11 protein-coding genes and 1 tRNA gene are annotated in these 13,028 nt (G+C 66.8%); 7 read left to right on the forward strand and 5 right to left on the reverse strand.

Annotated features, from left to right (window positions below; all coding sequences use genetic code 11):
* Window positions 1–3 precede the first annotated feature (3 nt).
* Window positions 4–1,242, forward strand: coding sequence for an amidohydrolase (locus tag OHQ90_RS10955; RefSeq protein WP_328409682.1), 1,239 nt, complete (start codon window positions 4–6; stop codon window positions 1,240–1,242).
* A gap of 45 nt (window positions 1,243–1,287) precedes the next feature.
* Window positions 1,288–1,491 carry a hypothetical protein gene (locus OHQ90_RS10960; protein WP_328409684.1) on the forward strand — a complete coding sequence of 68 codons (204 nt, stop codon included), beginning with the start codon at window positions 1,288–1,290 and terminating at the stop codon, window positions 1,489–1,491.
* Here OHQ90_RS10960 and OHQ90_RS10965 read toward each other — a convergent pair.
* A tRNA-Met gene (locus OHQ90_RS10965) sits at window positions 1,473–1,546 on the reverse strand. The genes OHQ90_RS10960 and OHQ90_RS10965 overlap by 19 nt on opposite strands.
* Before the next feature lie 63 nt (window positions 1,547–1,609).
* The gene (amaB, locus tag OHQ90_RS10970; RefSeq protein WP_442941370.1) at window positions 1,610–3,139 is read right to left on the reverse strand and encodes an L-piperidine-6-carboxylate dehydrogenase; all 1,530 of its coding nucleotides are present in this window, start codon (window positions 3,137–3,139) and stop codon (window positions 1,610–1,612) included.
* 110 nt (window positions 3,140–3,249) lie between these two features.
* Between amaB and OHQ90_RS10975 the strand changes: the two genes are divergently transcribed.
* From OHQ90_RS10975 to OHQ90_RS10985, 3 genes are all read left to right on the forward strand, one after another.
* Window positions 3,250–3,702 carry an Lrp/AsnC family transcriptional regulator gene (locus OHQ90_RS10975; protein WP_040732134.1) on the forward strand — a complete coding sequence of 151 codons (453 nt, stop codon included), beginning with the start codon at window positions 3,250–3,252 and terminating at the stop codon, window positions 3,700–3,702.
* Window positions 3,703–3,767: 65 nt separating this feature from the next.
* Window positions 3,768–5,117: an L-lysine 6-transaminase gene (gene lat / locus OHQ90_RS10980; RefSeq protein ID WP_328409689.1), complete on the forward strand. Its 1,350-nt coding sequence runs from the start codon at window positions 3,768–3,770 to the stop codon at window positions 5,115–5,117.
* A 543-nt stretch (window positions 5,118–5,660) separates the two neighbouring features.
* Window positions 5,661–6,770 (forward strand): YVTN family beta-propeller repeat protein, encoded by a 1,110-nt coding sequence (locus OHQ90_RS10985; protein ID WP_328409691.1) that lies wholly within the window; start codon window positions 5,661–5,663, stop codon window positions 6,768–6,770.
* A 1-nt stretch (window position 6,771) separates the two neighbouring features.
* Here OHQ90_RS10985 and OHQ90_RS10990 read toward each other — a convergent pair whose 3' ends face one another.
* Entirely contained in the window at window positions 6,772–7,140 is a 369-nt protein-coding gene (locus tag OHQ90_RS10990; protein ID WP_328409692.1) for a hypothetical protein, read from the reverse strand.
* Window positions 7,140–7,559: a DUF1707 SHOCT-like domain-containing protein gene (locus tag OHQ90_RS10995; RefSeq protein WP_328409694.1), complete on the reverse strand. Its 420-nt coding sequence runs from the start codon at window positions 7,557–7,559 to the stop codon at window positions 7,140–7,142. Before OHQ90_RS10995 ends, OHQ90_RS10990 begins: the two co-directional genes overlap by 1 nt.
* A gap of 323 nt (window positions 7,560–7,882) precedes the next feature.
* On the opposite strand from OHQ90_RS10995, the gene OHQ90_RS11000 reads away from it, so the two are divergent.
* Window positions 7,883–9,568, forward strand: coding sequence for a protein kinase domain-containing protein (locus OHQ90_RS11000; protein WP_328409696.1), 1,686 nt, complete (start codon window positions 7,883–7,885; stop codon window positions 9,566–9,568).
* 191 nt (window positions 9,569–9,759) lie between these two features.
* Entirely contained in the window at window positions 9,760–11,868 is a 2,109-nt protein-coding gene (locus OHQ90_RS11005; RefSeq protein ID WP_328409698.1) for a serine/threonine-protein kinase, read from the forward strand.
* Between the two features lie 112 nt (window positions 11,869–11,980).
* Here the strand turns inward: OHQ90_RS11005 and OHQ90_RS11010 are convergent, their stop codons facing one another.
* A complete protein-coding gene (locus tag OHQ90_RS11010) occupies window positions 11,981–12,931 on the reverse strand; it encodes a patatin-like phospholipase family protein (RefSeq protein ID WP_328409700.1) in 951 nt (316 codons plus the stop codon).
* Window positions 12,932–13,028: the final 97 nt, after the last annotated feature.

Here is a 13,028-nt window from a genome sequence, read left to right on the forward strand (position 1 = left end):
GACATGACACGAACAGTTGTCGTGGACGAACACTGGCAGCAGGTCTACCGGCACCTGCACGCGCACCCCGAGTTATCGGGGGTCGAAGACGCTACTGCGGACCTGGTGGCCAAGGAGCTGCGGTCACTGCCCGGCTGGGAGGTGACGGCCGGTGTGGGCGGCACGGGAGTGGTTGGTGTTCTTCGAGGAGTCCCTGGACCGGTGGTCTGGCTGCGGGCCGATATGGATGCGTTACCGGTCCAAGAGGACACCGATCTCCAATACGCCTCAACCGTGCCCGGGGTCATGCACGCATGTGGCCACGACTTCCATGTCGCCGCACTGCTGGCCGCCTGTGCCGAGTTGGGAGCCTCGGACGCGTTACCCGGCACAGTCGTTGCGATCTTTCAACCCGCCGAGGAAACCGGCTCCGGAGCCACGGCGATGCTCGACGACGGTTTGCTGGAAAGGGTTCCGCGGCCCTGGATCTGCCTCGGGCAGCATGTGAGCCCGTTGCCTGCCGGGCTGATTTTGACCCGAGGTGGTCCATTGATGGCTGCCGCCGATTCGGTGCGGGTGTCGCTGACCGGTGTGGGCGGGCATGCCTCGACTCCACACCTGGCCGTCGATTCACTCGCGATGGCGGCCTCTCTGGTGCTGCGGCTGCAGGCGTTGACTGCCCGGCAGACCTCACGGTCGGCAGCTCCAGTCCTCACTGCTGCGGCGCTGCATGCCGGACAACGCGCCAACATCATCGCCGACAGTGCGGAACTACTACTGAGCTTGCGGACGTTTACCCCTGGCTCACGTCGGGACATGCTGGAAGCGATCGACCGAATTGTCACAGCGGAAGCCACAGCCGCCGGCGCACAACGTGAGCCGGTAGTGGAGGTCTTCGACAGTTTCCCATTGACCGTTAACACCCCCGGCGCCACCGAGCGCGTCATGACGGAGCTCACCGCAGGCGGACTGACAGTATTTCCATTGCCCGAGCCGATCACCGGGAGCGAAGACTTCGGCCTGCTCGGCGCGGCGGCGGGCTGTCCGTCGGTGTTCTGGCATATCGGCGGCGCCGATCCCAGCCGGTTCACCTCGGAAGACCAAGAATTGCTACTTACTGAGGGGAGTCTGCCGTCGCGGATGCCCGTCAACCACTCGCCACGCTTCGCCCCGGACCCTCGGCATGCGTTGCCTGCGGCTGTCGCGGCCTTGGTGAGCGCGGCACGCGCGGAACTCGAGCCCGCAGACAAACGCCCGTCTTGATCGCGGTGACCAACCGGATCGGATTCTGCAACAGGAATCATCCTGATGACCGGGCACGTCATCCGCGTGACCGGAGTCGGGCCGGTGCGAGAAAGCAACCAGGACAACCCCGACGATTCGAAGCTGGCCGAAGTCATCCAGAACGCCGTGTTCCCGAACCAAAACATCCAGGATGCCGAAAAATGGCCCAGGCCAGAGAGATCGAAAATCTCTCTGGCCTGGGCCGCTTGTAGCGGGGACAGGATTTGAACCTGCGACCTCTGGGTTATGAGCCCAGCGAGCTACCGAGCTGCTCCACCCCGCGTCGGGTAGCCATAAGACTACGCATGGGGTGGCTGTCCGACCTAATCGCGAGGTCAGAGGTCTGTCAGCCGAACTGGATGCCTTGTGCGAGGGGGAGTTGGTCGGAGTAATTGATGGTGTTGGTTGCGCGGCGCATGTAGGCCTTCCACGAGTCCGAACCGGATTCGCGGCCGCCGCCGGTCTGCTTCTCACCGCCGAAGGCGCCGCCGATCTCGGCGCCAGAGGTGCCGATATTGACGTTGGCGATGCCGCAGTCGGAGCCGTCGGCGGCGAGGAAGCGCTCGGCCTCGCGTTGGTCGGCGGTGAAAACGGCGGACGAAAGTCCTTGCGGCACTGCGTTGTGCAACGTGATCGCGGCGTCGAAGTCGTGATAGGTCAGCACGTAGAGGATCGGGGCGAAGGTCTCCTCGCGCACGACCGCGGTCTGTGCGGGCATCCGCACGATCGCCGGACGCACATAGAACGCGTCGTCGCCGAAACCGTCCACCCGTTCCCCGCCGCACACCAGCTCGCCGCCGTCGGCGAGTGCCCGATCCAGCGCGGCACGCATCCCCTGGTAGGCCCGCCCGTCGATCAGCGGGCCGACCAGCACCCCGTCCTCGAGCGGATTGCCCACGCGCAGTTGCTGATACGCACCCGCCACGCGTTCGAGCAGTGGTCCGACGACATCGGCGTGCACGATCAGCCGTCGCAGCGTCGTGCAGCGTTGGCCTGCCGTGCCCGCTGCGGCGAACACGATGCCGCGCGCCGCCAGTTCCAGATCCGCCGACGGCGTGACGATCGCGCCGTTGTTGCCGCCCAACTCCAGCAGACACCGACCGAAGCGCGCGGCCACCCGCGGTGCGACGATGCGCCCCATCCGCACCGAACCGGTGGCGCTCACCAGCGCGACGCGCTCGTCGTCGACCAGCCGTGAACCGACCTCGGCGCCACCCTGGATCAGTTGGTGCACTTCGGGATCCACGCCGACATCGGCCGCAGCGCGGCGCAGCAGGGTATGACAGGCCAGCGCCGTCAACGGCGTCGTCTCCGACGGCTTCCACACCACCGTGTCACCGCAGACCAAGGCGACGGCGGTATTCCACGCCCACACCGCGACCGGGAAGTTGAACGCGGAGATCACCCCGACCACACCCAGCGGATGCCAGGTCTCCAGCAGCCGATGCCCCGGCCGCTCCGAGGGCATGGTCTTGCCGTACAGCTGTCGCGAAAGTCCGATCGCGAACTCGCAGATGTCGATCATTTCCTGGACTTCGCCAAGTGCCTCCGGGCCGATCTTCCCGGCCTCCAGCGTGACCAACTCGCCGAGTTGGGACTTGTGCACAGTGAGCAGTTCGGCCAGCCGCCGTACCACCGCGGCCCGCACGGGTGCGGGGACGGTACGCCACCCGCGGAATGCCAGGGCGGCACGGTCGATCGCGGCGTCGACGTCGTCGAGGGAGTCAACGGCCAGCGTCAGGAGCTGACCGCCGGTAATCGGTGTGCGGGCAGGCAATGCGCCCGCTGCCGGCGACTCGGCGCCGAGCTCGCGCAACAGCGCCGCCGCACGGGCTGCCAGGTCCATGGTGAGGTGATCGTCGAGCGTATGTGTCATCGATTGCTCCGCTGTCGCTTTGGGCATTCGCACAATGGCTGTGCTGTTACGGGAAGTGAACGAGTAGAGGTTTCCGCCACGAGTCGCGCTTGCTGAGTTAGCCTTCGCTGATGGCGGATACACCGGCAAGACCCGCACTCGATGACATCGATCGCCTGCTGATTCGGGAACTGATGGCCGACGGTCGGGCCACGTTATCGAACCTGGCAGAGAAGGCGAGCCTATCGGTCTCCGCGGTGCAATCGCGGGTACGCAGGTTGGAGGCGCGTGGGGTGATCCGGGGTTACACGGCTCATGTCGACCCCGAGGCACTCGGTCAACTGCTGTCGGCATTCGTCGCGATCACTCCTCTCGACCCCTCGCAACCGGATGACGCGCCTGCCGTTCTGCAACATATCCCCGGTATCGAGGCATGCCATTCGGTGGCCGGTGACGAGAGCTACGTGTTGTTGGTGCGTGTGGCCTCGCCACGGCACCTCGAGCAGCTGCTGCAGGAGATCAGAGCGACCGCCAACGTCAGGACCCGAAGCACCATCATCTTGCAGACATTCTATGACAGATAACAATTGGCCGTAATTAGTACGAAGAGATGTAGAGATTCCGTAAATATTTCCGTACCCTGACCGGTGTGACCCTCGAACTGGACCGCACCCGCACGGACGGTGACATAGCACCGGTCACCCCCGCGACCCGGGTACACGAGATCTTGTCGGCGCACCTGCTGGCCGACGGATTCGACTTGGTGCTCGACCTCCGAAATTCGCGTGGCTGCCGGATCGTCGACGAACGAGACGGCAGCTCCTACCTCGACATGTTCGGCTTCTTCGCCTCGAACGCGCTAGGGATGAACCATCCCGCGCTGGCCGAGGACGAAGTCTTCCGCGCCGAACTCGCCGCAGCCGCCCTCAACAAACCGAGCAACTCCGACATCTACACAGTCGAAATGGCCCGGTTCGTAGAGACATTCGCGCGGGTGCTCGGTGATCCACGGCTACCGCATCTGTTCTTCATCGACGGTGGCGGACTCGCCGTGGAAAATGCGCTGAAGGCGGCCTTCGACTGGAAGAGCAGGCACAACGAATCCCATGGCCGCGCACCGGAACTCGGCACCAAGGTGCTGCACCTGACCGGAGCATTCCACGGCCGCACCGGCTACACCATGTCGCTGACCAACACCGATCCGGTGAAGGTCGCGCGCTTCCCGAAGTTCGACTGGCCCCGCATCGAGGCACCGTATCTGTGCGACGACCTCGACATCGACGTTGCCGAGGCGAACGCGTTGGCCCAGGCGCGGCGCGCCTTCGACGAAAACCCGCACGACATAGCATGTTTCATCGCCGAGCCGATCCAAGGCGAGGGCGGTGACCGGCACCTGCGGCCGCAGTTCCTGCAGGCCGTACAGCGACTGTGTCACGAGAACGACGCGCTGTTCGTGCTCGACGAGGTGCAGACCGGGGTCGGCATGACCGGAACCACCTGGGCCTACCAGCAACTCGGGCTCGAGCCGGACGTGGTCGCGTTCGGGAAGAAGACCCAGGTGTGCGGCGTGATGGCGGGTGGGCGTATCGACGAGGTGCCCGACAATGTGTTCGCCGTCAGCTCCCGGATCAATTCCACCTGGGGCGGGAACCTTACCGACATGGTGCGCACCAGGCGGATTCTCGAGGTGCTCGAGCAGGACCAATTGATAGAGGGGTCTCGAGAGCTCGGCACGCATCTGTTGCGGCGACTGGAAGGGCTCGCCGCGGTGCACCCGAGCATCACCGAACCCCGTGGACGTGGCCTGATGTGCGCGGTCACAGTCGCTTCGGCGCAGCTGCGCGACCAAGTGCTGGCCGAGCTGTGGGCGGACGAGCATGTGCTGATACTCGGCACCGGTGAACGGGGCATCCGCTTCCGGCCGCCGCTCACCGTCAGCGCTGCCGAATTGGATGCGGCGGTCGACGCCCTGGATCGGGTTCTCACCGGCCTCGGGTAGTTCGCCATTGATGTCCGGATGGCAGGACCGGCTTCGACTGACCGTCGCGCGGATTGCGTTCGGCCAGGCGGTCGACGCTGTGGCTCGAGGTTCGACGGGCCTCGGTTAGTCCAGCCGCCGATGTCCGGACGGCCGAACCTGCTTCAGTGGATCCGGCGCGGATTGCTGCGGAATCCGCGCCGCCCCGGACCTGGGCTACGCGCCTTTGTCCGGTGCGGCGGCGGACACCGCGGACCGGGGCTCTGACCAGCCTCGGAAGAGTTCTGTCGCGAATGTCCGGGTGGCAGAATCTGCTTCGGTGGATTCGGCGCGGATTACCGCGGAATCCGCGCCCCACCACCTAGGCTTCGCACCCATGTCATCTCGTCTTCACCACCCCCTGGCATGGTGCAGCGCGTGAACCGGCAGCGCATGTTCCGCAGCTGCGCACCATCCGCTCGACCGGACCGACGTCCGGCCGCGGCCCCCTATCAATTCATCGCATGCCTAGCCGTAGTAGCGGCCGTGGCGGGGTGCGCCTCCAGTGGCGCGGGTTCGGCAGGCGTGTCGCAAGCACCGAGCTCGGTTGTTGCCGCGCCGACTACGAGTGCGGTGGCTCCGGATCTACAGAACCTGCTACCGGGTATGCCGCCGCCGCTGTCACCGACCGATGTGTACGCCGCGAACCGCGAGCTCAGCCCGGCGGTGGCCGACCATCGGGCGCTGGTGTACGTGCCCAATAGTCAATCCAACACAGTCTCGGTGATCGACCAGGCCAGCTTCCAGGTGATCGACACCTTCCGGTCGGGCGGCTCGGAACCGCAGCATGTGGTGCCGTCCTACGACATGCAGACGCTGTATGTCACCAACGATCTGCCGATCGGCGCCGGCAGCCTGCTCGCCATCGATCCGAAGACCGGCCGGCCTGGTTCGGCGTTTCCGGTGCGCGACCCCTACAACATGTATTACACGCCGGACGGCCAGTTCGCGCTCGTCGTCGCGGAAGCGGACAAGTCGCTGGATTTCTACGATCCGTACACCTGGCAGAAGCTGCACTCGATGGCGGTGCCCACGTGCGCCGGCATCGATCACATGGACTTCACAGCCGACGGCCGGTTCGCGCTGGCCAGTTGCGAATTCGCGGGGCGCATGCTGGTTTTCGACGTTGCGACGCGCACCGAGGTCAAGACCATCGACCTGCCCGGCGGGCGCTCCGGTATGCCGCAGGACGTCAAGCTCTCGCCGGACGGACGTACCTTCTTCATCGCCGATATGGCCGCCAACGGTGTCTACACCGTCGACGCCCTCCGCTTCGAGAACACCGGCTTCATCCCCACCGGCAAGGGCGCGCACGGCCTCTACGTCACCCGCGACTCCCAGCAGATGCTCATCACCAACCGTCACGAGGGCAGCATCTCGGTGTGGGATTTTGCGGCGAACAAGCTGGTCAACAAGTGGTACATCCCAGGAGGCGGCAGCCCCGACATGGGCAATATCTCCGCTGACGGCCGGGTCTTCTGGGTCTCTGGCCGCCATCACGGCGAGGTCTACGCCGTAGATATCGTCAATTGGAACCTGTTGGCTCGCATACCGGTTGGCCGAGGGGCACACGGGTTGACCGTCTGGCCACAACCCGGCCGCTACTCCACCGGGCATACCGGCGTGATGCGTTAGCTCAGGAAGCGGCCGGATCACTCCTGGAGTGGGTGTTCGGCCGCAATCCGAGCCCGCCCTCGACGAATCGCCGGACGGAGGTCAGGCCGGACTCGAGCGCGGCTTCGTAGCCGGGCCGGGCCCACCCGGTGATGTCGGCGGTGTCATCGGTCCCGGGGGTCACGCCTATTTCGGCGACCATCTCCGCGGTCGTAGGTTCGCAGACCGCCCACGAATAATGGGTTTCGTTGTCCCACTGCGTCGTACGCAGTGAGACATAGTCGGGGTCATCGATGCCGCCCTCGGCGAGGGCCGGACGGTCGTCGATGCGTTCGTCGGCGCGCAGTGCGCGCAGGTACCACGTGCCCGCGTTGATCTCGACCGGTTCCATCAGTCCTCCGCGCGCCGACCCCGACCCCGATCTCGACCCCGGCGCCGGTCCCGCCCGCGATCGCGCCGATTGCCGTACAGCAGCGCGCCCATCAGCGGAATCGCCAGAAACCACAGCCAGCTATGCGTGAGGAAGAACAGAATGACAGCGACGATCGGAATGACCGCCATCACTCGCTCCGGCCATTCGGCCATGAACCCCGTGTCGTGCTTCGCGGGCACCGCGGTAGCCGCGACGGGCTCGGGAAGATCCACGAACACCGTGTCCAGATCACCGCGGGTCATCGCCGCCGCGACCACCGCGCTGCGCTCGTCGAACTCGGCGACGCTCAGCCGACCGGCGGCGAAATGGTCGGACAGCCGTTGCATCGCCTGCTCACGCTCCGCGGTGCCGATGCGGATCTCGGGCACGTCACTCATACCAGCAAGGCTAGCGGTTGTCGATGACGATGCGGCCGCCCCGCCGTTGCTCATCGACCTGGATCGGGTGCCGGCTCGGGCGGCCCGCCGCACCGGTGTCTGTTGGTGGGCGGCCGGGGCGACCGGATGTGGACTGTCGGGACCGACGTGGCACCTGTGTGTTGACGGACCGAAGTACGTCGATGGATCCGGTGCGGGGTGGTGGAAGAATTCCGTCCCCCGAAGGTGGCGGGTTGCGAAATGATGGATGGCTGTCGCGTTGGGTTCTCGATTTTGTAGTGCCGGTGAGGATTTCGGGTACCTGTTCGAGGGAGAGCAGGCTAGTGAGAGGTTTCGATATGGGCGAGGTGTGGTTCGGCCACTACCGCCTCGACCGGTTGCTCGGCAGTGGGGGCACCGGGCAGGTCTGGCTCGCGCACGACAGCGTCACACAGCGTGACGTCGCGCTGAAGCTGTTGGCCGCGGTGCATGCCGTCGACGCGATATACCGGCAGCGGTTCACCAGGGAGGCCCGGCTGGCCGCCCAGGTTCGTGGTCCGCATCTAGTGCCGATCCACACGTTCGGCGAACTCGACGGTCGCCTATATATCGACATGGAGTTCATCGAGGGCACCAATGTCTCTGGTCTACTCCGACGCGACGGGCCGATGTCGCCGGCCAGGGCAGTGGAGATCATCGCGCAGACCGCGGCGGCGCTCGACCTCGCCCATCGGGCCGGGCTGGTGCACCGCGACGTCAAACCGTCCAACATCATGGTGAGCCCCAGCGGATTCGTCCATCTGATCGATTTCGGCACCGCCCACCGGATCGACCAGCCCACGATCACGGCCAGTACCAACGTGGTCGGCACCCTCGCGTATATGGCGCCGGAGCGGTTCACCGGCACCTGCGACGGCCGCGCCGACCAATACTCACTGGCCTGCGTGCTCTACGAATGCCTCACCGGCCAGCGCCCCTTCGGCACCGTCGATTCCACACAGCAATTGCGCGCGAATCTGATGACCGACCCACCACGAGTCGCCGCCGTGAATCCCACCGTGCCCGCGGCATTGGATGCCGTCGTCGCCCGCGGCATGTCCAAGGACCCGGACCAGCGCTGGTCCAGCGCAGGCGAAATGGCCTCCGATGCGTATGCCGCGGTCACGGGTCGGGAGACAGCGACGGTCGAGATCACTGCGGCGAGCGTGGCCACGCAAGCAGTGCCGCCGGAATCGTGGCGCGCGGTCGACTCGCAGCACGGTGTCGATTCGGTGCGTGCTGCCGGATCGATGCGTGGAGTGGAGTGGTCGGGTGAGGCCGGCTCGCCGCGCAGAGTCGGGTCGTTGCGTGGAGTGGAGTCGTCCGGTGGGGCTGATTCGTTGCGCGGGATCGAGCCGTTGCATATGGCCGAATCGGTGCGCGCAGCGCAACCGCCGGGCAATCACGAGCCGTCGCGGATTCTGGGTACAGGTCTCGCTGCCGCGGCCCTCTCGACCCTCCTTGCGATGGTCGGGATGGCGCTATGGCTCGGGCGCCCGCCGGGCACCGAGACCGATTCGGCCGCACCATCATCCACACCGACCTCGGCCAGTCCGACGCCGCGGCCGCAAGCGCCGATCGGACCGACGTCAGCACAGCCACCGATCGCGTTCGTCCCCGCCGCAGGGCAGCCATGCAACCCCGCCGTCGACGACAGCACGGTCGGAGGTGACGGCACCCCGCTCGCCTGCCTGCCCGCCGACGGCCACTTCGCCACGTGGATTCCAGCCCAGCCCCATGTCGACGCGCCGAAGCCGACCAACGACAAACCGGCCATGGAGAACTCTGGCAACAGCCAGAACACGCCGGGCAGCGACAGCCCCCTGGGCAGCGACAACTCCGACGCCGGCAGCAACTACGACAGCAACGCGGACAACAGCCCCGGCAACTCTGGTAACGCCGGTCACGGCAACGACAAGCCGCACAACGACAAGCCGCACAACGACAAGCCGCACAACGACAAACCCGGCCACGGCAAACCCGGCAAGTAGTGGTCGGCGGTACTCCGCAGTGAGCGCATTCGTAGGGGTGTCGGCGGCTTCGGCGGTGAGGTAGTGCTACGTAGGGGACATCACACTGTGCGGGGGTGGGTGGCGGGGCTAGGGTCGGAGCAGGTTCGGGCAATTCGGGGTCGCCGGGTTGCCGCCCCACCCGCAGCGGCGCGGTTACCGGGAGGTCAGCGATGGGGGAGGAACAGTTCGGGAAATACCGGCTCGACCGTTTGCTCGGTCGGGGCGGGATGGGGGAAGTGTGGCTCGCGCGCGACACCGATGGCGGGCGCGAGGTTGCGCTGAAGGTGTTGTCGGCGAACCTGGCTACCGATGGGGAGTATCGGCGGCGGTTCGAGCGGGAGGCCAGGCTCGGTTCTACCCTGCGCAACCCTCACATCGTGCGCATTCACGGCTTCGGCGAGCAGGGCGGCCGACTGTTCATCGCGATGGATTACATCGACGGCATCGATCTGGCCGAAATGCTCGGCCGGGTCCGCACACTGGCCCCGGCCGCGGCCGTCGACTTCGTGACGCAGGTGGCCTCCGGACTGGATGCCGCGCATCGGGCGGGGCTGATCCATCGTGACGTCAAACCGTCCAACATCCTGATCGACAACCGCGGGCACGCGTACCTGATCGATTTCGGTATCGCCAAGGGCATGGGGCAGACCGCCGTCACCGCAACGGGTATGGCGATCGGCAGCTGGCCCTATATGGCACCGGAGCGCTTCAACGGGACGGTCGACGCACGCTCCGACATCTACTCGCTGGCCTGCGTACTGTACGAATGCTTGACCGGCCGTCGCCCGTACGGCGACACCGACCCACCCCGCCAGATGCACGACCACCTGATGGCCACGCCGCCGTGCGCGGCCTCGGTGAATCCGTCGGTACCAGCGGCGTTGGACGCGGTCATCGCCTGCGGCATGGCCAAGGATCAGGCCAGGCGCTACTCGAGCGCCCGTGACTTCGCGGACGCCGCCCGCGCCGCCGTCGGCTCGGAACGCTCGAATCTGCGCGCCGGGAATCGGTTGGTCACTCCGCTCGTGCCGCCGCAGTCGGCAACACCGAAGCCTCCCACGAAGCTGCTCGAGCAGCCGGGACCGACGCCGACAATGGTGGCGACGGGTCGATCGGAACCGGCGGCACCGCTGCCACCGCCTGCTGCACCGAACGGTCCGACGCCGGATCCGTCGTTGGTGGCCGGTGCGCAGCCGCCGATACCGCCCGCGCCTCGACATCCGACACCGACGAAGGTGATGCCGGAGCCCGGCCCGACACCGACGTTGGTGGCGACGGGGCAACCGTCGTCATCTCCGTCGCCGTGGAAAGCGCCTGCTGCTTCGAGCAAGTCGCCGAACTCGGCGGTCGATGCGCGATCATCGGTCCCCGCGCCGAAACATCCTGTGCCGACGAAGGTGATGCCGGAGCCGGGGCCGACACCGACGTTGGTGGTGACCAGGCTCGCGCCACCGCTTGTGCCGTCGCCGGTAAGAGGTGCTGTCCCGCAGCAGAATTCGCGATATGCGCCGTTTGCGCCTGCGCGGCGCGGTGCGACTTTCCCGCCGCCGGTCCCGGCGAAACGGCCTGCCTATCAGCCGAAGTCGAAGCGGCAGCGCGGTGCGTCGGTGGCGCCGCTGCGGTGGTCGATGTCGCGGGGGCGTCCGTGGATCGCGTCGCCGCCCGCGGCCCCACGTCGAGGCCGTCGACGGTCGGGTGGCGTGCTCACCAAGGTAATCGGCGCGCTCGTCGTGGTGTTCCTGACGCCGTTCGTGCTCGCGGCCGGGTGCGTCGCGCTGTTGGCCTCGGGCAGCCGGGTCGGCGATTCGAGCGGTGGTTCGGGCGCCGCACGACCGACGGCGGCGGCCGAAGAACATCCCGTACCCCCGCCGGATCCCGGTCCGGCCGGCCCCGCGCCTGCGCAGTCAGCGGTGCGCGACGGGAAGTTCGAATTCGTGGTCACCAGTGCCGATTCCGGCATCTCCCCCGTCGGATTCCAATCGGCCCGTGGTTCTTTCACGATCGTCACGGTCACGGTGAACAACATCTCCGACCAGTCGAAGTGGTTCCTGCCATTCGGTCAACACCTCATCGATACCCGGGGCCGCGTGATCGACCACGACCCCGCCGCCACCATGTGGCAGACCACCCAAGGCCGCCACAACTACTCCTTCGAACTGCACCCCGGCCAATCCGCCACCACCCAACTGGTTTTCGACGTCGCCCCCGACTCCACCCCGAGTCACCTCGACCTACACGACTTCCCGCTCTCCCAGGGCGTCGCAGTGATGGTGGGTTGACCAACGGCGGCCGCGCGGGACGGTCGCACATCGTCGCGGTCGCTGTGCTCGCGGTTTGGTCCGAGGTGGGCACTGTGGCCTATTCGTACTGCTCGACCAGAGCGGACCTCTGTCAGGCGGTTTCGCTGCTGATGTCCAGGGCGGCGGCGAGGCTGGAGTGGACGGCCCGTCGGCCGATCTCGAGTGCTCGGGCCAGCAGGGTGGTGTCCCGGGCCGCGCTGTCGATGTCGGGGGAGCCGAGCGGGGGGTGGATTTGGAGGGCGGTGTGGCCGAGGCCGGTGAGGAATCGGTCTTCGACGTGTTGCTGGAGTGGGCGCTGCAACCAGGCCCGGTAGGCGCCCGGGGCGCGGACGCGCAGGTAGCTGCTGCCGACGATCTGATGTAGCCGGGAGGCGGGCGGGCGCTGTTCGTCGGTGCGGCGGGTGCGCAGGACGAGCGCGTGGGTGGCGCCGTCACGGACTGCGGTACGGATGGGCACGGTTTCGGCGAGCCCGCCGTCGAGGTAGTGGGAGTCGCCGAGCGGGACGGGAGGTCCGGCCAGAATCGGCAGCCCGGCCGAGGCGCGCAGCGCGGTCATCAACGTCCGCTTATCGACGATGTGGCGGCGCAGGTCGACCGCGAGGCCGGTGCGGATATCGGTGCCGATCGGGTGGAAGGTGGTGGGGTTGGCCAGGATCGCAGGGAAGTCCATCGGTTCGACGCCGTCGTACACCTGATGGACCAGGTAGTTCAGGTCGAACGCGGGTCGTCCGCGCAGCAGCCGAGCCGGATCGACAGCGCGTCGCATGATGGCTGGATCGGTCCACGACCGCATACCGGGCAGCGCCCGCCCGCACAGCAGCCATGCGCCGTTGATCGCGCCCGCGGAGGTGCCGTAGACGGCATCGAAGATCGAGGCGAGACCGAGCTCCTCCAACGCCTGCACCATGCCGCTGGAATAGACGCCGCGGCTGCCTCCGCCCTCGATAACCAGTGCGAGGCGATGCCCGTCGCTGCGGCTCGCGGACTCACGACGGCCGCGGATGACCTCGGCGACGGTAGCTGCAACGGGCGAACTGGTCACCCGATCCACCATACGACAGAGCGGGCGTGGACGTCTGGGTCCAGCGCCCGCTCCAGCGGTTGCTCATGTGTAGTTAACGGGACACAACCTCGGCTGT

Origin of the sequence: Nocardia sp. NBC_00403 (genome assembly GCF_036046055.1) — a bacterium.
Lineage (GTDB): Bacteria > Actinomycetota > Actinomycetes > Mycobacteriales > Mycobacteriaceae > Nocardia.

Bases quoted from the DNA above. Each gene is read 5' to 3' on its own strand.
- OHQ90_RS10990 (WP_328409692.1), bottom strand. From the start codon at position 7,140: ATGGAACCGGTCGAGATCAACGCGGGCACGTGGTACCTGCGCGCACTG.
- OHQ90_RS10960 (WP_328409684.1), top strand. From the start codon at position 1,288: ATGACCGGGCACGTCATCCGCGTGACCGGAGTCGGGCCGGTGCGAGAA.
- OHQ90_RS10995 (WP_328409694.1), bottom strand. From the start codon at position 7,559: ATGAGTGACGTGCCCGAGATCCGCATCGGCACCGCGGAGCGTGAGCAG.
- OHQ90_RS10975 (WP_040732134.1), top strand. From the start codon at position 3,250: ATGGCGGATACACCGGCAAGACCCGCACTCGATGACATCGATCGCCTG.
- OHQ90_RS10955 (WP_328409682.1), top strand. From the start codon at position 4: ATGACACGAACAGTTGTCGTGGACGAACACTGGCAGCAGGTCTACCGG.
- amaB (WP_442941370.1), bottom strand. From the start codon at position 3,139: ATGACACATACGCTCGACGATCACCTCACCATGGACCTGGCAGCCCGT.
- OHQ90_RS11005 (WP_328409698.1), top strand. From the start codon at position 9,760: ATGGGGGAGGAACAGTTCGGGAAATACCGGCTCGACCGTTTGCTCGGT.